The organism is Seohaeicola zhoushanensis (genome assembly GCF_014656415.1).
Lineage (GTDB): Bacteria > Pseudomonadota > Alphaproteobacteria > Rhodobacterales > Rhodobacteraceae > Seohaeicola_A > Seohaeicola_A zhoushanensis.
In genome coordinates this window covers 60,305-80,416 of record NZ_BNCJ01000013.1, presented here as the reverse complement: position 1 = coordinate 80,416, position 20,112 = coordinate 60,305, and the positions used below count along the sequence as shown (strand labels likewise).

Annotated in this window: 21 protein-coding genes; 14 read left to right on the top strand and 7 right to left on the bottom strand. The window is 63.4% G+C overall.

The window, feature by feature from the left end; genetic code table 11:
* Positions 1-32 precede the first annotated feature (32 nt).
* The 4 genes from IE266_RS18630 to IE266_RS18615 form a co-directional block, all read right to left on the bottom strand.
* Positions 33-1,343, bottom strand: coding sequence for a TRAP transporter large permease (locus IE266_RS18630; RefSeq protein WP_189681627.1), 1,311 nt, complete (start codon positions 1,341-1,343; stop codon positions 33-35).
* Complete coding sequence (locus tag IE266_RS18625) at positions 1,340-1,936, bottom strand: TRAP transporter small permease (protein WP_189681626.1); 597 nt, start codon at positions 1,934-1,936, stop codon at positions 1,340-1,342. The genes IE266_RS18630 and IE266_RS18625 overlap by 4 nt, the downstream gene beginning before the upstream one ends.
* A gap of 229 nt (positions 1,937-2,165) precedes the next feature.
* Complete coding sequence (locus IE266_RS18620; RefSeq protein WP_189681625.1) at positions 2,166-3,308, bottom strand: C4-dicarboxylate TRAP transporter substrate-binding protein; 1,143 nt, start codon at positions 3,306-3,308, stop codon at positions 2,166-2,168.
* 182 nt (positions 3,309-3,490) lie between these two features.
* A complete protein-coding gene (locus IE266_RS18615; RefSeq protein WP_189681624.1) occupies positions 3,491-4,186 on the bottom strand; it encodes an NIPSNAP family protein in 696 nt (231 codons plus the stop codon).
* Positions 4,187-4,331: 145 nt separating this feature from the next.
* Here IE266_RS18615 and IE266_RS18610 point away from each other — a divergent pair, with 145 nt between their 5' ends.
* The 10 genes from IE266_RS18610 to IE266_RS18565 all read left to right on the top strand — a co-directional run bounded on the left by IE266_RS18610 (position 4,332) and on the right by IE266_RS18565 (position 14,061).
* A complete protein-coding gene (locus tag IE266_RS18610) occupies positions 4,332-5,570 on the top strand; it encodes an MFS transporter (RefSeq protein ID WP_189681623.1) in 1,239 nt (412 codons plus the stop codon).
* The gene (locus IE266_RS18605) at positions 5,567-5,767 is read left to right on the top strand and encodes a DUF1289 domain-containing protein (RefSeq protein ID WP_189681622.1); all 201 of its coding nucleotides are present in this window, start codon (positions 5,567-5,569) and stop codon (positions 5,765-5,767) included. Before IE266_RS18610 ends, IE266_RS18605 begins: the two co-directional genes overlap by 4 nt.
* Before the next feature lie 85 nt (positions 5,768-5,852).
* Positions 5,853-6,845, top strand: a complete 993-nt coding sequence (locus tag IE266_RS18600; RefSeq protein WP_189681621.1) for an alpha/beta fold hydrolase — start codon at positions 5,853-5,855, stop codon at positions 6,843-6,845.
* A gap of 191 nt (positions 6,846-7,036) precedes the next feature.
* On the top strand, positions 7,037-7,933 hold the full coding sequence (locus IE266_RS18595; protein ID WP_189681620.1) for a branched-chain amino acid ABC transporter permease: 897 nt from the start codon (positions 7,037-7,039) through the stop codon (positions 7,931-7,933).
* Positions 7,930-8,811 carry a branched-chain amino acid ABC transporter permease gene (locus IE266_RS18590; protein WP_189681619.1) on the top strand — a complete coding sequence of 294 codons (882 nt, stop codon included), beginning with the start codon at positions 7,930-7,932 and terminating at the stop codon, positions 8,809-8,811. The genes IE266_RS18595 and IE266_RS18590 overlap by 4 nt, the downstream gene beginning before the upstream one ends.
* Positions 8,808-9,563 (top strand): ABC transporter ATP-binding protein, encoded by a 756-nt coding sequence (locus IE266_RS18585; protein WP_189681618.1) that lies wholly within the window; start codon positions 8,808-8,810, stop codon positions 9,561-9,563. The genes IE266_RS18590 and IE266_RS18585 overlap by 4 nt, the downstream gene beginning before the upstream one ends.
* 4 nt (positions 9,564-9,567) lie before the next feature.
* Positions 9,568-10,287: an ABC transporter ATP-binding protein gene (locus IE266_RS18580; protein ID WP_189681617.1), complete on the top strand. Its 720-nt coding sequence runs from the start codon at positions 9,568-9,570 to the stop codon at positions 10,285-10,287.
* 64 nt (positions 10,288-10,351) lie between these two features.
* Complete coding sequence (locus IE266_RS18575) at positions 10,352-11,485, top strand: ABC transporter substrate-binding protein (RefSeq protein WP_189681616.1); 1,134 nt, start codon at positions 10,352-10,354, stop codon at positions 11,483-11,485.
* Positions 11,486-11,612: 127 nt separating this feature from the next.
* Positions 11,613-12,881 (top strand): cytochrome P450, encoded by a 1,269-nt coding sequence (locus tag IE266_RS18570; RefSeq protein ID WP_189681615.1) that lies wholly within the window; start codon positions 11,613-11,615, stop codon positions 12,879-12,881.
* 34 nt (positions 12,882-12,915) lie between these two features.
* Positions 12,916-14,061 carry an iron-containing alcohol dehydrogenase gene (locus IE266_RS18565; RefSeq protein WP_189681614.1) on the top strand — a complete coding sequence of 382 codons (1,146 nt, stop codon included), beginning with the start codon at positions 12,916-12,918 and terminating at the stop codon, positions 14,059-14,061.
* Between the two features lie 10 nt (positions 14,062-14,071).
* On the opposite strand, the gene IE266_RS18560 is transcribed toward IE266_RS18565, so the two are convergent.
* Complete coding sequence (locus tag IE266_RS18560) at positions 14,072-14,533, bottom strand: DUF3237 domain-containing protein (RefSeq protein WP_189681613.1); 462 nt, start codon at positions 14,531-14,533, stop codon at positions 14,072-14,074.
* 135 nt (positions 14,534-14,668) lie between these two features.
* Between IE266_RS18560 and IE266_RS18555 the strand changes: the two genes are divergently transcribed.
* Both IE266_RS18555 and IE266_RS18550 read left to right on the top strand, forming a co-directional pair.
* Complete coding sequence (locus IE266_RS18555) at positions 14,669-15,496, top strand: SDR family NAD(P)-dependent oxidoreductase (RefSeq protein WP_189681612.1); 828 nt, start codon at positions 14,669-14,671, stop codon at positions 15,494-15,496.
* Positions 15,493-15,963: a nuclear transport factor 2 family protein gene (locus IE266_RS18550; protein ID WP_189681611.1), complete on the top strand. Its 471-nt coding sequence runs from the start codon at positions 15,493-15,495 to the stop codon at positions 15,961-15,963. Before IE266_RS18555 ends, IE266_RS18550 begins: the two co-directional genes overlap by 4 nt.
* A 3-nt stretch (positions 15,964-15,966) precedes the next feature.
* Here IE266_RS18550 and IE266_RS18545 read toward each other — a convergent pair whose 3' ends face one another.
* Complete coding sequence (locus IE266_RS18545) at positions 15,967-16,710, bottom strand: NIPSNAP family protein (RefSeq protein WP_189681610.1); 744 nt, start codon at positions 16,708-16,710, stop codon at positions 15,967-15,969.
* Positions 16,707-17,453, bottom strand: a complete 747-nt coding sequence (locus IE266_RS18540; RefSeq protein WP_189681609.1) for an NIPSNAP family protein — start codon at positions 17,451-17,453, stop codon at positions 16,707-16,709. Before IE266_RS18540 ends, IE266_RS18545 begins: the two co-directional genes overlap by 4 nt.
* Positions 17,454-17,634: 181 nt before the next feature.
* On the opposite strand from IE266_RS18540, the gene IE266_RS18535 reads away from it, so the two are divergent.
* Complete coding sequence (locus IE266_RS18535) at positions 17,635-18,852, top strand: cytochrome P450 (protein ID WP_189681608.1); 1,218 nt, start codon at positions 17,635-17,637, stop codon at positions 18,850-18,852.
* Between the two features lie 40 nt (positions 18,853-18,892).
* A complete protein-coding gene (locus IE266_RS18530; RefSeq protein WP_189681607.1) occupies positions 18,893-20,095 on the top strand; it encodes a cytochrome P450 in 1,203 nt (400 codons plus the stop codon).
* The last annotated feature ends 17 nt before the right edge of the window (positions 20,096-20,112 follow it).

The window sequence follows — 20,112 nt, the reverse complement described above, 5'->3', positions numbered from 1 at the left end:
TCCGTTTCCTGTTCTTTGTCTTTGGATAGGGTCTAGTTGAGAAGAAGGTTGGGCAGCCACAGCACCGTTTCGGGAAAGGCGATCATGCCCGCGACGACAACCAGATCCATGACGATGAACCAGCCCACGCCCTTGAAGATCGAGGTCAGGCTGACCTGATCGCCGACAACGCCCTTCATGACAAAGACGTTCATCCCGATGGGCGGCGTGACCATCCCGATCTCGAGCAGTTTCACCAGCAGCAGGCCGAACCAGATCATGTCGTATCCCCCGGCAAGGATGATCGGCAGGACGATGGGCAGGGTCAGCAGCAGCGCCCCGACCGGCTCGAGAAAACAGCCGATCAGAAGGTAAAGCACGACGATCATGATCAGGATGACGATTGCCTGATCGGATATACCGAGGATGGTCGTGGAAATTGCCGTGCCCACACCCGAAATCGCAAGGAAGCGCGTGAACAGGCTGGCGCCCACGCCGATGACGATCAAGGCGCTGGTGGTGAGGAGACATTCCAGCGCGGCGGCCCGGAATTTCTGCCAGGTCAGCGTCCGCTTGGCGAATCCTACGATGCAGGCAAAGAAGGCTCCAAGTGCGCCGGCCTCGGTCGCCGTGAATATTCCGCCGAACAGGCCTGCAAAGATAAAGATCATCACGAGAATGATCGGCCAGGTATCCCCCAGAGCGGTGAACCGGTCGCGCCAGGTGTAGTCGTTGTTCACCGGGGGGGCGATGTTCGGGTTGACCGCGACCCGCAGAACGATGACGACAACATAGGCAATGGCGCTGATTACCCCGACCCCGAGACCGGCAAGAAAGAGATGCGGCACCGGCTGGCTGGCGATCACTCCGTAAAGGATCAACAGGATCGACGGAGGTATCAGCGCGCCGATGGTGCCGGCGATGGCAACCGTGCCGGTGGCCAGTTCGGGGTGGTAGTTGCTTCTCAGCATCTCCGGTACCGCGATACGGCCCATGGCGGCGGTGCAGGCCAGCGATGACCCCGTCACAGCCGCGAAAATGGAAGAGCCAATGACCGCGGATATTGCCAGGCCGCCCGGTAACGCACCCATCCATACCCGCGCGGCCTGGAACAGACCCTTGGTCAGCTGGGCGTGATAGGCGACGTATCCCATCAACAGGAACATCGGAATCGAACTGAGGACCCAGTTCGCCGTGAACTTGTAGGGCACGATCCCGATGGCACCATAGGCACCTTTCCAGCCGATCAGAACCCAGAGACCGCCGAAAGAAACCACGATCAGCGAAAGACCGATCGGGATGCGCATCGCAAGCAGGACGAACAATATCCCCAGCGCGCTGAACCCGATTTCGACATTGCTCATGCGGCTTCTCCAGGAACGGTCAGTTCATCGACATCAAACAGCTCGGAATCGAGCCCCGATTTCACGCCGGTCAGTCCGCAGATCAGCTTGTAAAGCGCCACGAGACAGACCATCGCACAGCCGAACGGCACCACGAAGTAGGCCGGCCAGATCGGAATGTCGGTTGTGCCCTGTGTGACAAAGGCGAGGATGTCGAACTTTTTCATCGCTTCAACCCAGTTTCGATAGGTGAGGAACCCGAAAACGACCACCGAGACAAAACTGGCCAGGACATCCAGACGCAGCTGAACCCGTTTCGGCAGCAGGTCGGCGACCAATTCGACCGAAATGTTCCGGTTCTTTTCCTCGGTGAAGGACAGCGACAGGAACCCGATGATGATCATGTGATAGTTGATGACAATCTCGATGGTTCCGGGAAGGGGCGTATTCAGGATGTACCGCGAAGCCACATCCAGCGTGATGTGCAGCACCATGACCGCCAGAAGGACAGTCCCGATAAAAGAGAGCAAAGACACGACGCGCGATATGACCCGGCCAAGCCTCGTCAATCCTCTTTCAGGCGTTGCGGCGCGACCTGCTGTGGGTGTTGTCATGTGGCCCTCCCTTGCCGACATGGTGTGCGTTGCAGAGGCCATTTGCAGGCCCTCTGCCAGACGGCAAGCGGCCTTCCCGATCCTCCGGCCGCACATTCAGCCCGCTTTGCCCTTGGCGGACACGCCGGCCGCGGGAAACTGACGCTCGGTCGCTTGGCCGTCCCAGGCAGGTTCGGACCGAGCGAGGTTGGGAGCCGCCTGTCATATGGCGGCTCCTGTTGGTCGCGCATTACATGCCGTAAGTGTTGAAATCGACTTTGGTGCCGATCTGCTCCCAGATCAGATCGCTCAAAGCCTCTGCGCCGTCGACGTTTGCCACCAGCCCGGTCCACTTCTCGAAGATCTGCATGAAAGTGGCGACGGACTCATCGGTGCCTTTAAGCGCGTATTTTTCAGCGTAGAGCTTGGCGATGCCGTCAAAATCCTGATGGATCCATTCCTCGGTCGCCGCCCGCAGCGCCGCGTCGGCATCGACCACGTCGATCCCTTTTGCCTCGGCGGTCTCGCGTCCCTTGGTATTGCCCACGCGATAGTCCCAGGCAAGCTTCGCCCCGGCGAAGGTGGCCGCCTTGGCGTAAGCCATCCGCTCGTCGACACTGAGCGACTGCCAGACGTCGCGATTGATGTTCATCATCGCCGACCCGCCGAAACCGCCGCCGGGCACATCGACCATGACCGCTTTCAGAACGTCGGACAGACCTGCGTCATTGATTTCTGTCATTCCGGAAATCGTGCAATCGATGATGCCCTGGCTCAGCCCTTCGTACAGTTCGTTCTGCGGCAGGGAAACCGGCGTGGCACCGACGTCCTGCGCCCAGCGACTCCAGTTGGCACCGGCAACACGGATCTTCAGACCTTTGAGATCTTCTGCCGTGCCAAGCGGTTTGGTGCACATCAACGAATATTCGGTGGCGGAGGTGGATGTGTAAACCTGGTTCTGCGCGGCCATCTCTGCCTGGCACGCGTCGCAGTTCAGCATGATGTATTCGGTCAGCGCCCCGGTCCAGGCCAGCCCGCCGCGATCGCCGGTGTTCTTGAGCGTGAAGATCATCGTCAGGTCAGCGATCATCCCTGTGTTGCGGAATTCGGCCGGGAAATAGGGCAACAAAACAAAGCCCGCGTCCGCGATACCGTCCCGAACCCCGGCATTCATCTCGCCGAAGCTGAGAAGCGACTGGGGAAAGACCTCCATTTTCATGGCGCCATTGGTCAGTTCGGACAACTTCTCTGCGGTCGCGATCGCCGTGTTGGCGCCCGTGGTGCCCGGCGCGAAACCGGTCGCATAGCGAATGTCGGTCGCTCCGGCTGCAGTGGCAACGGACAGCAGCGCGGCAGCGGTCAGGGTCGATCTAAGGGCAGTGAGTCGTTTCATCGAAAAGTGCCTCCTCCAAAAGCGCACCGGCCCTTCGCAACAGGAAGGAACAGGTTCGAAGGTTTATTAAATGACAGTTTAGTTTTTTCTGTCCCCCGGACGGGGGAACGTGCGATCCTCGCTTGTGTGCCCCCCGCAGATGGCCTGGGAAACCCGGCGCAACAGCGGTTGGGGCGGCTTTGTCAGAACCGGAGTTTCGGCTGCGGCGGAAGTCCGTCTAGCGTCTCCATCACGATCACCTCGCCACGGTCCAGCAGGGTCGCTCCATTCGCGGCGCGCTGTGCCTCATAAGCGCCGATCATGACCGGGTTCAGGGTGAAATCCCGCCAGCCCTTCCGCCAGGCGCTCGGGTTCTCCCAGTTCAGGAACATCACCACCGCCGGCATGGCCGGTCCGCTAATGACGTCGCAGACACCCATGACTCCGGCACCGGCCTGTTGAACCTGAGGCAGATAGGTCTCGGCCAGAAACCGGTTGACCTCGCCCGTCCGGCCAATCGCCGTCTTATGGACCACAAGCTGGTGAATGCTGTCCGGTCCGGTGAACGACGGGCCATCCGGGCAAAGAGCCGGATTTGGCGCTATGAACTGAAGCTGGTTCTCCTGGATCATTTCATGCCCGGCGTTGGTTTCAGACCGGATGCGGGCCCAGTCGGGATCGGCATAGAAGGCGCCCCAGGCGGCATCCCGCGCGGCATAGCTTTCCCACTCCATGATATAGCAGAACATCGGCCAGCGCGGGCCGGCCAGGGCATCCCAGCGTCCGGCCACATGCACCCCATGCCGGGCAAGAAGCGCGGGGAGCTCTCCCGTCATGCGCAGATGATTGTGACCGGTCCGGCCGCGATCGACCAGATACTGGCGTAATTCGTAGATCATTTCGTTTTGCCTTTCCCTTGCGCTGTCCCGGCCCTTATCCGCCACGGAACGTGGTACCGCCGTAACCCGCGGGGGGACATACCGCCTGCCCGCCGGATCGCAGACTGGAGCCGCTCGCGCCGTGCGGACAAGAGAAAGCAGCAAGATGATGCGATCTGACGCGCCTTCCCATCGACAGGAGACAGGTCGAATCATCCGCTATCTCGCGATCGCATCCTTCGCCGCTGCGGCGACGACGCGGGTAATGGATGCGGTCTTGCCGCAGATCGCCCTGGAGTTCGGTGTCAATATCGGCTCTGTCGCCTTCGTCGCGACGGGATATGCCTTTACCTACGGCCTTTTCCAGCTTGTCTTCGGCCGGCTTGGCGACCGCTACGGCAAGTTCAGGGTGATCACCTGGGCCGGCGTCGCGTCGTGCCTGATGACATTGGCCTGCGCCTTCAGCACAACGCTTACCGGCATCGCCCTCGCGCGGTTGCTGTCCGGAGTTGCGGCGGCGGCCATCGTGCCACTGGCCATCGCCTGGATCGGTGACGCTGTCCCCCATGAAGAGCGGCAGCCCCTTCTGGCCAAGTTCATGTCGAGTCAGATTCTGGGCCTTCTGGCCGGCCAGGTCGGCGGCGGCGTGATGGGGGAATATTTCGGCTGGCGCAGCACCTTTCTGCTGATCGCCGCGATCTATGTTCTGGCGGTTGCCGGATTGGTCATTGCACGCCTGCGCGGCGGTGCCTCTGTCGGGACCGGCGGCGGATCGGGCGGCGTGCGCGCAACGATACAGACCTTCTCCCGCTTGCTGCGCGATCCGGTCGTTCGTTTTGTCCTGCTCGCGGTGTCGATAGAGGCCTTTGCGATGTTCGGGGCCTTCACCTACGTCGGCGCGGCATTGCGGTTTCGCTTCGGCTTTGACTTTGCCATGGTCGGTGCGTTTCTGGCCAGCTACTGCATAGGCGGGCTGGTCTACGTGACACAGTCGTCGCGTCTGTTTGCTCTGCTGGGGAACCGTAAACTGCCTTTTATAGGTTCGCTGATCGTGGCGGCGACCTATTTCGGGCTGGCCATGACCCAGATAGCCTGGACAGCGGTGCCGCTGATCGCCGCCATGGGGCTGGGATTTTACATGATCCACAACTCGCTCCAGACCATGGCCACCCAGATGGCGCCGGACGTTCGGGGGTCGTCGGTCGCGATCTTCGCAACCTTCTATTTCCTGTCCCAGGCCGTCGGCGTGCAACTGGCCGGTTTCGTGATCGACAGGGCAGGGGCGGCGGCGGTATTTGTCGCCGCTGCGGTCATCTTCCTAGGCCTCGGCGTGCTTTTGCTGACGCGCCTGCCGATCTCGCTGCATGCCGGCAATCTGTCGCGGCGGCAGGGGGTTGCGCGATGAATGACCAGCGCGAACAGTCTGGCCTCCCGCCTTCGCCCTGCCGGCGGATCTGCCGCCAGAACGCCGAGGCCGGTTTCTGCGAGGGCTGCGGCCGCACTGTCCTGGAAGTGTTCCGCTGGAACTCTTTGCCGGCGGCCGAGCGCAGCAGCATCCTGTCGCAATTGCCGGGCAGACTGGCCCGCCTGAACAAGGCGTGACGGGCCGCGTCCCGCGCGCTGGGGACCTGGGCGGCACCGAAGATGCGTGAAGATCGACGAATCTTTACCCTTGGATCGGCAAGCTATGAAATTGGACGTCCCGACATATTTGCACCGCGTCGACATCGCGCATGATATGACTCTGGCCGTCACGATGGCGGGCGAGGGTCCGTTGGTGGTTCTGGTGCACGGTTTTCCGGAATCCTGGTTCTCGTGGCGCCACCAGTTTCGTCCGCTGGTCGAAGCGGGCTACAGGGTCGCGGCGCTGCACGTCCGCGGTTACGGAAACTCCTCCAGGCCGGACGCGCCCCAGGCCTATGCGATTACCGAACACGCAAAAGACATCGCGGCGGTCATCCGTTCTCTGTCGCCGGAGGGGGCCGTGGTCATCGGGCACGACTGGGGCTCCATGCAGGTGCAGGCGGCCGCACTGATGTTTCCGGACCTGCTGCGCGGCATGGTCACGCTCTCGGTGCCCTCCACGTTTCCGCCTGAACGCCGGCCCACCGAGATCTGGGCCGATATCTACAAGGATACCCTGTTCTATCAGGCGTATTTCCAAACGCCCGGCGTGGCAGAGGCCGAGTTCGAACCCGACATTGAAAGGTTCCTGCGGCTGTTCTTCCTCAGCCTGTCCGCCGAGGGCGATCGGCACAACAACGCCTTATTGCGCCCGTTCGGATCGCGCACCCTGCTGGACGGATTACCGGAACGCGACAGCCTGCCCGAATGGCTGTCTCAGGAAGAACTGGACTTCTATGTGGCCGAGTTCGCGGCAAATGGCCTGCGCGGTCCGCTCAAACGCTATCGCAACCCGGATCTCGATTGGGAAAGACTGCGCCCTTACTCCGATCGGACGATCGACATGCCCGCACTATTTATAGGCGGCGCGCTGGACCCGACGCGATGGTTCGTTCCGGGGATCGACCGATACGCAGATCCCGTTCCGCGACTGTCGGATCTGCGCGGCATCCACATCCTGGAAAATGCGGGCCACTGGGTTCAACAGGAATCGCCGTCACAGGTGAACCGCTTGCTCCTTCAATTCCTTCAGACCGTCTCGCCTAAGGATGGGTAGGGATCGGAGACGCGCGCATCCCTGCCAGGAGGCCGTCATTCAAGCCACTGAAATAACAAAACAATATCAGGATCAGAAACAATCTTCGGCCCTGTCCCCCGGCTTGGTTACACCAGACGTCTGCAACTGTGGGACCCTGCAAAAGACAGAATACCGACCGGTCAGGGGGCCGGACCGCCAGGGAGGTCTCGTTGTTAGCACAGCAATTGCTGAATGGTGTCGTCGTGGGCAGTGTCTACGGGCTGTTCGCGCTTGGATTTACCCTGTTGTTCGGCGTCAATCACATCATGAACATGGCCCACGGCGCGGTGTTCATGTGGGGCGCCTTTGCGGGCCTGTTCGCCGTCACCATGTTCGATCTGCCCTTCGCCGCCGCGCTGGTGATCGGCGCCGTTGCCGGCGGGCTGCTGTCGGTCGTGCTGGACTGGGTTGCGTTCCGCCCGCTGCGAAAACGGAATGCCCCCGAATTCTCGGCCATCGTGTCCTCCATCGGGGCGAACCTGATCCTGCTGTCGCTGGCCCAGCAGATGACCGCCACGCGGGTCATGCGCTTTCCCTTCGACACCTTCCCGATCAGGTTCTACGAGATCCTGGGCGTGAGGGTTCAGCTTCTGCAGCTGGTGATCATGGCCGTGGTCATCCTGACGGTCGTCGGGCTTGTCTGGTATCTGCAGCGCACAAACGCCGGACGCCAGATCAGGGCGGTCGCTTATTCCGAGGGCACATCACGCCTGCTTGGGATCAACCCCTTCTCGATCAATTTTCAGGTCTTCTTCCTGTCCGGCGCTCTGGCCGGTGTCGCGGGCGTGCTGATCGGACTCGTCTTCAACTCGGTGCACTTCATGATGGGCGAACCTCTGTTGCTGCGCGCCTTCGTCGTCATCATCCTCGGCGGGCTCGGCAGCATCCCCGGGGCGCTGATCGCCGGCCTTCTGATCGGGATCGTGCAGGTTCTGACGGTCTCGTACCTGTCTGCCGGAATGGCGGATGTGGTGGTTTTCTCCCTTCTCTTCCTCGTCCTTCTGGCGCGTCCGACCGGCCTGTTCGGCAGCGCTTCGGGCGGCGCAGCACGGGTGGCGCGGCAATGAGCTTTTTCGCCGGATACGGACCGCTTGCCGAACTGGCCCTGCTGAACATGGTTCTGGCCTTCAGCCAATACATCGTCCTGCGGGCCGGGGTCTTCTCGCTGGGCAGCGCGGCCTTTGCCGCGGTCGGTGCCTATGCCGCGGCGATCCTCGCCACCCGCTATGGCGTGCCACCCGCGCTCTGCATGGTGATCGCGCTGGTCGCCGGTGGCTTCTTCGGTGCGATCGTCGCCGTGCCGCTGGCCCGGCTGCGCGGCGTCTTCCAGGCGCTGGCGACACTCGCGCTCGTTCAGATCGTGCTGTCGCTGGCTCTGAACTGGACCAGCCTGACCGATGGGGCTCTGGGGATCAATTCGATCCCCAAGGCGGTGCACATCACCGAGGCCGCCATCGCCGTCGTGGTGGTGGCATACTTCCTGCACGTCATCGGGATGTCCGGCATAGGGCGCGGTTTCGATATCATCCGCGAGGATGAAACCGTCGCCGTGTCGCTCGGATATGACGTGCGCAAGCACCATATGATCGCCTTTGTTCTGTCCGGGGCCATCGCCGGTCTGGGCGGCGCGATGCATGCCTTCAGCAGCTATTCGATCACGCCGAACGAGTTCGGGTTCCACATGGTGGTCATGCTGCTGGCCATGGTGGTCCTTGGCGGGCGCGTCTCGATTTTCGGACCGATCGTCGGTGCGCTGATCCTGACCGGCCTGCCCGAATTGCTGCGCGGCTTTCAGGACTACCGGTCGATCATGCAGGGGGCTCTGCTGATGCTGTCCATCACATTCCTGCCGCGCGGGATCGTCGACACGGTCCTGGGCCGGCTGCGGCATCGGTCGCTCTCGCGCGGGGCAAGCGCGAAGGATCGCGACGGGGTGACGATATGAGCATGCTGACATTGCACGAGGTCGGACGCGACTTTGGCGGGCTGCCCGCGGTCGACAGTCTGAGCATGGCGGCCGAAGCCGGCAAGATCACGGGCCTGATCGGACCCAATGGCGCGGGCAAGACCACCGTCGTGAACATGATCGCCGGCCTGCTGAAGCTGTCGCGCGGCCGGGTGGAGCTGGACGGCCAGGACGTCAGCACGATGGAGGCGCAGCACCTGTCGCATATGGGTGTGTCGCGCACGTTCCAGAACATCCGTCTGATCAAGGAAGCCAGCGTGCTGGAGAACGTCCTGGCGGGATTCCACCGACACGAGACGACGTCGACCCTGTCAAGCCTTCTGGGTCTGCCATCCGCCTTCCGCGAACGCCGCGCCCTCCTGCGCCGTTCGATGGATCTGCTGGAGCGCTTCGACATGGCCGATCTGGCCGACTGGCCCGCCGCATCGCTGTCTTACGGCCACCAAAGACGCATCGAGATGATGCGCGCGCTGGCCACCGAACCGCGCCTGCTGCTGCTGGACGAACCGGTGGCGGGGATGAACGACGCCGAAGCCTATTCGCTCGCCGAGATCTTCCGCGACGTGGCCGCGCAGGGCGTCGCGATCCTGCTGATCGAACACAACATGCGATTTGTCCGCCGTCTTTGCGACCATGTCTGCGTCCTAGCGTCCGGGCGGCTGATCTCTCAGGGCGCTGCCGAGACCGTGGTGAACGATCCGCGCGTCATCGAAGCCTATCTGGGGAGCTGAACCGATGCTTGAAGTCTCCGGGCTCTCCGTTTCCTACAGCGGCATTCGCGCCTTGAAGGACGTCAGCCTGACGGTTGGCAAGGGCGAAATCTTTGCCCTGATCGGCCCCAACGGCGCCGGCAAGTCCACGCTCCTCAACACGCTCAGCGGCATGGTGCAGGCCCAGACGGGTCACGCCCGCTTTGACGGGGTCGAGCTGATCGGACGACCAGCCCATCGCATCGCGCGCGCGGGCCTCATTCAGGTGCCGGAGGGACGCCAGGTCATCGCGCCGTTGACCGTCCGCGAGAACCTCGAACTCGGTCGTATTGCAGCCGGTACGCGCAGCGGGGACCGGAACGCTCTCGACCGGGTGCATGACCTGTTCCCGGTTCTGGCAGAGCGCCGAACCCAATTGGCGGGCTCGCTGTCGGGGGGGCAACAGCAGATGCTGGCCATCGGCCGGGCCCTGATGGGAGCGCCACGTATCCTGCTGCTGGACGAGCCGAGCCTCGGCCTCGCGCCGGTCATCGTGCGCGAAGTGTTCGACGCCCTGCTTCGGCTGAACGCCAGCGGGCTGACAATCCTTCTGGTCGAGCAGAATGCCAAGCTGGCGCTGGAGACCGCCCATCATGCGGCAATTCTCGAGATGGGGCGCGTCGTCATGCGCGGCACCGCCGCTGACCTCGCGCACGATCCGCTCGTGGTCGACCATTACCTGGGCCGGACAGAGGAGACGGCCTGACGTGGCACCTGTCTGACCGGGGACCGGCACACGTGGAGACAATCCGGAATTCAGGGAGATGAGAATGCGACTTTTCAGGAAAACGCTGCTGGCCTCCGTTGCGGTTCTTGCCGCCGGCGTGACGCTCGCTCAGGCCGAGACCTACAAGATCGGCGTCATCAACGCGCTGACCGGGACATATGCCTTTGGTGGCGTGCCGATCCAGAACGCGATGAAACTGGCCATCGAGCAGGGCAACGAAAGCGGCAAGCTCGGCGACGTAAAGCTCGAGGTGGTGGAAGGCGATTCCGCCAGTGACAAGGGTCAGACCATCACGCTGGTCAGCCGCCTTGCACAGGATCCCGCGCTGCTCATGATCATCGGTCCGACCACCAGCCTCGAAGGCACGGCGGGGGCACCGGTCGCCAACGAACAGAAAGTCGCGCTGTTCGGAATCGGCTCGTCGCGCGGGATCGTGCAGGCCGGGCCCTGGTCCTTCAAGGTTCAGCAGGTCGGCGACGACATGCTGGGCGAGCTGTCGAAATATGTCGCCGAGCATACCGACATCAAGAAGATCGCCGTCGTCTTCGACCGCTCCAACGATGGTTTCGTCAGCCAGAAGAACGCCTTTGTCGCCGGACTGCAGGGCACCGGCGTCGAGGTGGTGTCCGAGGACGGCATCCTGTCGTCCGACACCGACTTCCTTGCCATCGGAACACGGCTGGCAAATTCCGGTATCGACGCCTTCTTTGTGGCCGCACCGGCCGAAGTGGGCGCCAACGTCGTCGTTCAGGCCCGCCAGGCCGGCGTGCCGATGGAGGTCCCGATGGTCGGGCCCTCGTCCTTCGCGACACCGGCCTTCATCGACACGGCTGGCGGCGCGGCAGAAGGCTCGATCGTGATCGCGGACTATTTCATCGGCTCGAAGAACCCGGGCAACGAAGACTTCGTGGCCAGCTACGAGGCGAAATACGGCGCCAAGCCGGACAACTGGGCCGCGATGGGCTTTGCCCTGGCCAGCCTCGCCGTTGAAGCGGTCAAGCAGGCCGGCCCCGAGCCGACGCGCGAAAAGGTTCGTGATGCTCTTGCCGGGCTGCGCGACGTCCCGACGATCCTCGGCAATGGGACCTGGACGATGGACAGCGACGATTTCGACCCGCATTACGGCGCGGCGATCCTGAAGGTCCAGGACGGCGGGCTGGTCCTCGCCAACCCGTGACGCGGTCTGCCGCCTGAACGCACCTGGGGCATCCGCAATCGGCTGCCCCAGGTCTTCATGCCGGCCCCCTCGGGCGGGGCACGGGCCTCAGCCACGCAGGGGTGGCCGGACGGAAGGAACGCGCGGAATGAGCGATCTTGCAAAAGTGTGGGACATCCCGAAAGCGGTCTGTCCGGCCGGCAGCATCGGCTGGGACTGGGATCCCTTCGATCACGGCCGGATGCACCAGACCCTGGCGCGGGCGCAGCGGACCGAACCGGTTTTCTACGCGCCCTCGCTTGGCCATTGGGTCGTCACCCGCTACGCCGACGTGCAGGAAATCCTGCGCGCGCCCGACAGCTTCTCGGCGTCGAACGCCAATACCCCGATTTCTCCGCTGCCTTCCCAGGCGCTGGATCTGCTGTCCAGCGGCGGTTACGCGCTGGAAGGGATCCAGGTGAATTGCGATCCGCCGCGCCACACGCGGATCCGCTCCTTCGCCGCGCAGGCCATGAACCAGAAGCGCCTGCTGGCTCTGGAAGCAGATACCCGGCAGTTAAGCCGGGCAGCCATCGCAACCCTGACAGAGCGCGACGAAGCTGACCTCCTGCGCGAGATGACATATGAATTGCCGGCGCGGGTCATATTCCGGCTTTTGGGCATTCCCCAGAAGGACGCCGCTCAGGTCAAGGCCTGGGCGACGGATCGTCTGATGCTCAGCTTCTCGCGGGCCCAGCCCGAGGCGCAGATGCGTGCCGCGCAGAACCTGCTCGAATTCTGGCACTATGTCGTGGCGCTGGTCGAACAGCGGATGCACGCACCAGGCGACGATTTCGCCAGCGAATTGCTCCGCCTGCGCGACGGCGACGACGAACGGCTTACGGTGAACGAGATCAACTCGGCCACATTCGGGCTGCTGTTTGCCGGCCATGAAACAACGTCAAGCCAGTCGACAAACACGATACACGCGCTGCTCTCGGACCCCGATCTCTGGTCCGCTCTGGTGCAGGATCCGACACTTATTCCGGCAGCGGTTGAAGAAGGGCTGCGGATGTATGGCGCCGTGGCCAACTGGCGCCGTGTCGCGGTCAAGGATGTCACCATCGGCGGTGTGAACATCCCCGCCGGATCGCAGATCATCGTCAGCTTCGCGGCCGCGAACCGCGATCCCGAAATCTTTGCCGATCCGGACCGGTTCCGGCTTGATCGCGCAAACGGACGCCGCCACCTGACCTTCGGCCACGGCATTCACGTCTGTCTTGGCGCCCCGCTCGCGCGGATGGAAGTGAAGGTCATGCTTGAGGAACTGACGCAGACCTTTCCCCATATGCGCCTTGGCGAGCCGGGTCCGATGACCTTTCAACCCGCCTTCGCCTTCCGCGCGCCAACCGGCTTGCGCGTCCGGCCGCGTGGCTAAGCCCCGGCCCCTACCACAACAGATGGAGCAGGACATGTTCAAAGGGCGCTACACGCCGCCTCAACGGCAGATCGTCATTTATGGGGAACCGCTGGAAGAAATGCTCCCCAAGGCGCTAAGCGAACTCTGGGCGCGGCAGACCGTACTGGTGACGTCGCAATCTCTTGCCGGGCCGAAACGCGCCGGCGGACGCTGCGGTGCAATCCTTGGCGACGGGTGCACCGACCGGATCGAAGGCATCGGTCGCGACGCGCCATTTGCCGATGTGATGAACATTGTCGGCGCGCTGCGCCACAAGGGCACCGAAGCGATGGTCGCGGTCGGTGGCGGATCGGTCGCCGAGGCCGCAAAATCCGCCAGGATCTGCCTGACGAACAATGTGGCGGAAACCGACGATCTCGCGCGGTTGGCTCTTTCGACCACCTCAGCGTCGCCCCGGCCCTATCTCATCTCGGTCCCGACAACGCTGTCCGGGGCCGAATACACGCCCGCCGCCGGATTTCTCAATCCGCTGACGGGCCGCAAACAGATCGTCAGCCATGCTGATCTGGCCGCGGACATCGTCCTGCTCGACCCCACCGCCACGCTGGATACACCGGAAGAGCTCTGGCTGTCGTCCGGCCTGCGCGCTGTCGATCATGCCATCGCCACATGGTGCTCCGCTGCCGGTTCAGCCCCGATGGCCGAGGCCAGCGCCCTGCAGGGCCTGCGGCTGCTGACCCGTGGCCTGAGAGCGAGCAAGGCCCGCCCGGAAGATCTGAACGCCCGCCAGGACTGTCAACTGGGCAGTTGGCAGACGATTCAGGGCGCGGCGCAGGGTGTGCGGCTTGGGCCCTCTCATGCCATCGGTCGGCCAATCACCGGCCAGACAGGCCTTCCCCAGGGAGTGGCGTCGGCGATCCTGCTGCCGCATGTCCTGCGCTATACAGCCCCTGAGACAAGCCACCTGCATGCCCCGCTGGCCGAAGCGATGGGCTCCCCCGGCCAGCCACTGGCCGATACGGTGGCCGAACTTGTGAAAGACCTCGGCCTGCCAACTCGGCTAGGCGCGCAAGGCGTCCCGGCGGACGCCCTGGAGCAGATGGCAGAGGAGGCCATGCTTCATCCCGAGCTTCAGACGGGAGGGCGCCGCTTTGACTCGCCCGCGCAGGTGCTCGAGGTGCTGCGCTCCGCGTGGTGAGCCCGCGACTTCAGAGAATCTCGAAAATCTCATAGACCGGCCCCGACGCCAGCCTCAGGCCGGTTCCAACCGCCAGAATGTCGTTCAGACGAAACAGCCGGGGCGCTGCGGTCTCGAACTGGACGATGGTTCGGAAATAGTCTTCGCCGGCTGCCACGGCCTCGTTCCGCTTGTAACGGTCCATGACCTCCGGCGCTCCGTTGCGCCGCCCGACATAGGTCATGTAGATTAGCTCGCCCATCTCCGTTTCCAGAACCAGGCGCACATCCAGGTTATAGCCCCCGTCTGGCCGGATGGTCAGGAAGTCCCCGCCGCCGCTGCGCACCTTTCCGGTCATTTCGGCACCCTCGAAGGTGCCGCCGCTGACGGTGACGATCCGTCTTTCGTACCCCTGAGGAACGGGGCCAAGATGACTGACGCCATCGACGTCGCATCCCAGGGTGAACAGGTGCCGGGTTTCTATGACTGCCATGGTATCCTCCGATCGGTTTCCGCCGATTATTCACGCAGCGGCCGATTGACGGTCCCCGGCACCGGGGACAATCACGACCAGGCCCTGATCGTAACGTGCCGCAACAGGACTCATCTTTTGCGAAAGGGCGCTCACATGGTGAATTACGGACTGAAGGGCAGGGTCATCGCGATCACCGGCGGCGCCTCGGGCATCGGCCGCTCGGCGGCCCTGTCCGCGGCTACCGACGGGGCGCATGTTGCCGTGCTCGACGTCAATCAGGACAATATCGACAAGACACTGGCCGAGCTGCGCGCCAAGGGCGTCAAGGCGGAAGGCTATGCGCTGGACGTTCGCGACGAAGTGGCGATGGGCAAAGTCGCGAAGGCCGTCGAGTCCGACCTCGGGCCGGTCTACGGGCTCTTTTCCTCCGCCGGCATCTCGCGCACCGCGCCTGCGGAAAAAGTAGAGTTGGCCGACTTCGAGGCCGTCCTCGATGTCAACGTGAATGGTGTCTTCCTGGCGGCGCGCGAATTCGCCCAGGCGATGATCCAGCGCGGCCGCGGCGCGATCGTCAACGTCGGCTCCATCGACGGACTCGGCGGGCATCCCGGCCGCTTGCACTATGTGTCGTCCAAGCACGCGGTGGCCGGCCTGACCAAGTCGCTGGCACTGGAGTGGGGCCGCTATGGCATCCGGGTCAACGCGATCATGCCGGGTTTCGTCGATACCCCGCTGCTGCGCGCCAACATGCCCGAGAAATACATCGAACGTGTTGTATACGACCGCACTCCTCTGGGCCGGATGGCAAACTCCGACGAGATCGCCGCCGTTGCGATGATGTTGCTGTCGGATTCCGCCAGCTACATGAGCGGCGCCATCGTTCCGGTCGATGGCGGAATGACCGCCGGTTTCCTGACCCGCGGACAGGGTGGCGACTATGCCAGCAAGAACCTGCTGTCCCAGGGCGTATATTCCGAATGACCTGGGGCGAGATCCTCGACGGGCCACGTCTGCCGCCCTCAGACGACGTCGCCCTGCGGACACTGATCGCGCGCTACGCCTATGTCGCGGATGCGGGCGATCTGGATCGCTTCACCGCGTTGTTCACCGAAGACGGCACCTGGACGCGCGAGAACTCTCCTCCGGCCAGCCAGGGCGGTTCCGGCCTGCCGCAAGAGACCAAGCGCGGTGAACAGGCGTTGCGGGCGATGATCCAGTCGTCGATCATAGACCGCTTCAACCGCAAGTTCCGCCATCAGATGACCGATGTCGTCCTGACCGCCGGAGCCGACACAGATACGGCGCACGGTCTCTCGCGCGCGCTGATCACCGACTGGCGGGACGGAGCGGGAAAGATCGCAATGAACGGCCTCTATACCTGGCGGTTCCAGCGCGTCGCCGGAGAGTGGAAGATCGCCTCGGCCAGTGTGCGTGTCCTGCCGGAATAGGCCTCAGACACGCCCGAAGTTGGCGGCCGGTTCCCAGCCCGGAAGCGGTCGCAACAGATGCACGTCCGATCCCTGCACCAAGGTCGTTCCGCGGCGGGTCCGCGACGCGTCATGAAGGCGGGTAATCCCGGGATCGCTCTTGAGGGCGACACTCGCCGCGCGCCAGCTTTCAGCGTCTTTCCACGACGTCACCGTGATGGCCTGGTTCATACCCCCGCCGTACCAGGTCATGAACGTCCCCAGAACATGCCCACCGCGCGCCTGCAGAAAGGGCAGGTCTGTCTGTGCGATGGCGTCGTGACCACGGGCCGGGTTGTCGTTGTCCAGATTGTGAAACGCCAGCTCATGAATGCCGCTCTGCGGTCCCGTCACCGCCGGGTCCACCAGCGAGGCCCATGTATGCGACGGTCGCAGGATCAGAACATGGGTTCGCCGCAACCGGGGACCACTGGCGAAATTGGCGCCCATCCGCTCGCTCCAAAGGGGATCGGCATAAAAGGCGTTCCAACGCGCCATCCGTTCGTCCAGCGACCGCCAGCGGATCAGATAGGCGTAAAGTGGCGCCATGGGGCCGGCGTGACCCTCCCAGATGGCCAGAGGGCGCGGGATGCCGTGAACCGCAAACTGGGGGATCGCGGTCTCTTCCATCAGGGGCAGAAAGCCCGGAAGCCGGCCGGGCAGCATCTCGTAAAGCCGAAGCTCGTAATACTCTTCGATCGTGACCCTGGGCGCGAGCGTTGCAGTCATGCTCGGGCTCCCAGGTTGGGGCGCGGACTGTTCCACTCCATCGGCTCCAGCAGATACTGATCCAGGCGGTCGAATATAAATCGACCGGCGCGCGCATACTCGTCTTCGCGCTGCGCCGTGACGGCCGGATGACTGTCCAGCGCCTCGGCAGCCCGCAACTGCGTGTCCAGATCCGGCCAGGCCAGCAAGGCGGCAAGCCGTGGACGGTCGGACCCCAGAACCATCCCGAAGAACCCCAGAATCTGCGCGCCAAGGGATTGTGCCGCAGGAAGATCGACTTCGGCCAGGACGCGCTGCGCCTCCGGCTGGTCGCCCGTCAGCAGGTCATAGATACGCAACTCATGCACACCGCCAAACGGAAGCGGAGACGGCTTGTCACGCAGGGCAAGGGCCTGGGGCAGGGGTGAGAATATCAATGTCTGGATCGAATTGACCAGCGTATGACCACCCGTCAGCTCTGCCCGCCGCTTCGCCCAAAGCGGGTCTGTCCAGAAGCGCGGCAGGCTCGCATCGCGCTGGTCGAGACTTTCCCAGGGAACGATGTAGAGAAACCCGGGGCAATCGCGGCCGGTCAAGGTGATCCAGGACCCGACCGGGCGCGGCACCTCATAGCGATCCCAAAGGCTGCCTTCCTCCCCGGCCGGCAGGTCGGGCGCCGGATCGACCGCCACATTGCGCACAAGCGCCATCTCGTCCGAAAGCCGGCCGGGCGCGACCGCATAGAAGCGGAACTCGTAGTACATCGCCGTTCACCTCTGGCTGCGATCCGCAGCCTAACGGCGCGGCTCCTCTGGCATTTTCCCCGTTCGGGGGGACAGCGACCGCCCACCCAGGCGATAGAGTGCGCTCAAGCGCCCACTTGGTGCGATGGACCGCCGAATCTCGGCGTCCTGCGCCGGGCATAAAATCTAGAGGATAGCAGAGATGGCAGACACCGCGGCGGACATCGACCGAAACGAGGCCCCCGTGCTGGACATCGATCCCTATGACATCGAGGTCCTGCGAAGCCCTTATGAATTCCAGGAAAAGCTGCGCGAAGCCGGGCCCATCGCTCTGATCCCAAAATACAATGTCTATGCGGTCGGTCGCCACCACGAATGCGAAACCGTCCTGAAAGAGTTCGATAAGTTCACCGCGAAGGGCGGCATCGGCATCCAGGATATCCGTAAGCCCGGCGATTTCCGCGTGCCGAACCGGATGCTGGAAAACGACCCGCCGGATCATACCTCCATCCGCAATGTGGTCATGAAATATCTCTCGCCGATTGCCATCCGCAAGATGAAGCAGAAGTTTGACGAACGCGCCGCCACCCTTGCCGACGAACTGATGGAACGCGGCGAGATCGACGGTGTCGAGGATATCGCCGAAACCTACATTCTGGACGTTTTCCCCGAAGCCGTGGGGATTGACCTTCCCCGCCCCAACATCCTTGCCATCGGCGAAATGCGTTTCAATCAGTCCGGCCCGCAGAACGCCCTCTACCATGCCGCGATGGAAAAGGCGCAGCCCTATCTCGGATGGTTCGAGTCCAGTTGCCAGCGTGAAGGCGTGCGTCCCGGTTCTATCGCGGACGACCTTTTTGCGGCCGAGGACCGGGGCGAGTTTCCCGAACCGGGCCTCGCATCGAACATGACCCGCTCGCTGGTGGGCGGTGGCGCGGATTCGACCATGGCCGGCATCGGACACTCGCTGTGCAAGCTGGCCGAAAATCCCGACCAGTATGACCTGATCCACGCCGACCCGAAAAAGGCAGGTCTGGCCTTTGAAGAGGCGCTGCGGCTCGAGCCGTCCTTCCACGTATCCTATCGCACGACGTCGGGCGAAATGGAGCTTTCCGGCGTCCGGCTGCGGCCCGATACCAAGGTCGGTGTGTTCTTTGGCGCCGCGAACCGCGACCCGCGCAAGTTCGAAGACCCCGACGCCTTCCGGATCGAGCGTCGGTCGGCCGGCACGCACCTGGGCTTTGGCGTGGGCGCGCATATCTGCATCGGCCAGATGATCGCCCGGGCCGAGGCGGCCTCGATCCTGTCCGCACTGGCCGAGCGCGTAAAGCGGATCGAACTGGCCGGCCCGCCGGTCTATAAACCGATCAACCAGATGCGGATGCTTGAAAAGCTGCCGCTGCGCCTGATTGCGGCCTGATCCACCGGACAAGCCGAGAAAAATCCAAGGAGGATCAGCAATGACGGTCGAAGCAGGATTGGCCTCCCCCCCGGAGCTGGACATCGATCCGTTCACCCGGGAAAACCTGCGCGACCCCGAGGCGGTGCAAACCGCCATCCGGGAAACCGCCCCCGTCGTCCGCCTGACGAAATACGACATGTATGCCATCGGGCGTCATGACCTCGTGCAGACGGCGCTCAGCGATTACACGCGCTTCACCAGCACCGGCGGCATCGGCATGTCGGATATCCGGAAACCCGGGGCCTGGCGCACGCCCAGTCCGATTGCCGAAGTCGATCCGCCGGGCCATTCCGCCGTGCGCCGCACCTTGCAGCGTGTCCTCTCGCCGGTCATCATCCGTCAGTGGCGCGACGACTTCATGGCCGAGGCCGAGAAACAGGCCAATACCATCATCGGCAGCGGAACCGTCGAGGCGGTGAGAGATCTGGTGGAACCCTTCATCCTCAAGGTCTTCCCGGACGCCCTGGGTGTGGACATGCCGCGCGAGGCCTTTCCCCTGATCGGCGAAATGAACTTCAACCAGATCGGGCCGAACAACGACCTGACCAAGGCGTCCATCGAGGCGGCCGGCCCGCATCTGAAGAACTACGAGCAGTATTTTTCCCGCGAGAGCATGATCGCCGGCGGGTTGGGCGAAAAGATCTATCAGGCCGAGGACGAGGGCGGCTTTCCAACCGGCACGGCAGGGGTCCAGGTCCGCTCGTTCCTGCGGGCCGGGGTGGACACGACCATTGCCGGCATCGGCCACATGCTGTTGCGGCTCGCCCAGAACCCCGATCAATGGGCCAAGCTCAAGGCGGATCCGTCCAAGGCTAAGGCGGCCTTCGACGAGGCGATCCGCATGGACAGCCCGTCGCAGCTTATTCACCGCACCACGGTCAGCGACATGGAATTCGGCGGTCTCGCGCTGAAGGGCGATGTGAAGGTCGGCTGCTTCATCGGCGCGGCCAATCTGGATCCGCGCAAGTTCTCCAACCCGACCGCATACGACATCGACCGCAACAGCGCCGGGACGCATGTCGCCCTGGGGGCGGGGCCGCATATCTGCATCGGCCAGAACATCGCCCGCCTGGAAGCGGAAGTCTTTCTCGGCGCCCTGCTCAAGCGGTTCAGCCGAATCGAACTGGATGGCGATCCCGAATACAAGACCATCAACACCCTGAGGTCGCTGGACCGGCTGCCATTGCGGCTGGTCAGCTGACACGACTGATAAGAAAG

Bases quoted from the DNA above. Each gene is read 5' to 3' on its own strand.
- IE266_RS18555 (WP_189681612.1), top strand. From the start codon at position 14,669: ATGGTGAATTACGGACTGAAGGGCAGGGTCATCGCGATCACCGGCGGC.
- IE266_RS18585 (WP_189681618.1), top strand. From the start codon at position 8,808: ATGAGCATGCTGACATTGCACGAGGTCGGACGCGACTTTGGCGGGCTG.
- IE266_RS18570 (WP_189681615.1), top strand. From the start codon at position 11,613: ATGAGCGATCTTGCAAAAGTGTGGGACATCCCGAAAGCGGTCTGTCCG.
- IE266_RS18530 (WP_189681607.1), top strand. From the start codon at position 18,893: ATGACGGTCGAAGCAGGATTGGCCTCCCCCCCGGAGCTGGACATCGAT.
- IE266_RS18620 (WP_189681625.1), bottom strand. From the start codon at position 3,308: ATGAAACGACTCACTGCCCTTAGATCGACCCTGACCGCTGCCGCGCTG.
- IE266_RS18540 (WP_189681609.1), bottom strand. From the start codon at position 17,453: ATGTACTACGAGTTCCGCTTCTATGCGGTCGCGCCCGGCCGGCTTTCG.
- IE266_RS18560 (WP_189681613.1), bottom strand. From the start codon at position 14,533: ATGGCAGTCATAGAAACCCGGCACCTGTTCACCCTGGGATGCGACGTC.
- IE266_RS18590 (WP_189681619.1), top strand. From the start codon at position 7,930: ATGAGCTTTTTCGCCGGATACGGACCGCTTGCCGAACTGGCCCTGCTG.
- IE266_RS18610 (WP_189681623.1), top strand. From the start codon at position 4,332: ATGATGCGATCTGACGCGCCTTCCCATCGACAGGAGACAGGTCGAATC.
- IE266_RS18625 (WP_189681626.1), bottom strand. From the start codon at position 1,936: ATGACAACACCCACAGCAGGTCGCGCCGCAACGCCTGAAAGAGGATTG.
- IE266_RS18545 (WP_189681610.1), bottom strand. From the start codon at position 16,710: ATGACTGCAACGCTCGCGCCCAGGGTCACGATCGAAGAGTATTACGAG.
- IE266_RS18605 (WP_189681622.1), top strand. From the start codon at position 5,567: ATGAATGACCAGCGCGAACAGTCTGGCCTCCCGCCTTCGCCCTGCCGG.
- IE266_RS18575 (WP_189681616.1), top strand. From the start codon at position 10,352: ATGCGACTTTTCAGGAAAACGCTGCTGGCCTCCGTTGCGGTTCTTGCC.
- IE266_RS18600 (WP_189681621.1), top strand. From the start codon at position 5,853: ATGAAATTGGACGTCCCGACATATTTGCACCGCGTCGACATCGCGCAT.
- IE266_RS18630 (WP_189681627.1), bottom strand. From the start codon at position 1,343: ATGAGCAATGTCGAAATCGGGTTCAGCGCGCTGGGGATATTGTTCGTC.
- IE266_RS18615 (WP_189681624.1), bottom strand. From the start codon at position 4,186: ATGATCTACGAATTACGCCAGTATCTGGTCGATCGCGGCCGGACCGGT.
- IE266_RS18565 (WP_189681614.1), top strand. From the start codon at position 12,916: ATGTTCAAAGGGCGCTACACGCCGCCTCAACGGCAGATCGTCATTTAT.
- IE266_RS18535 (WP_189681608.1), top strand. From the start codon at position 17,635: ATGGCAGACACCGCGGCGGACATCGACCGAAACGAGGCCCCCGTGCTG.
- IE266_RS18550 (WP_189681611.1), top strand. From the start codon at position 15,493: ATGACCTGGGGCGAGATCCTCGACGGGCCACGTCTGCCGCCCTCAGAC.
- IE266_RS18580 (WP_189681617.1), top strand. From the start codon at position 9,568: ATGCTTGAAGTCTCCGGGCTCTCCGTTTCCTACAGCGGCATTCGCGCC.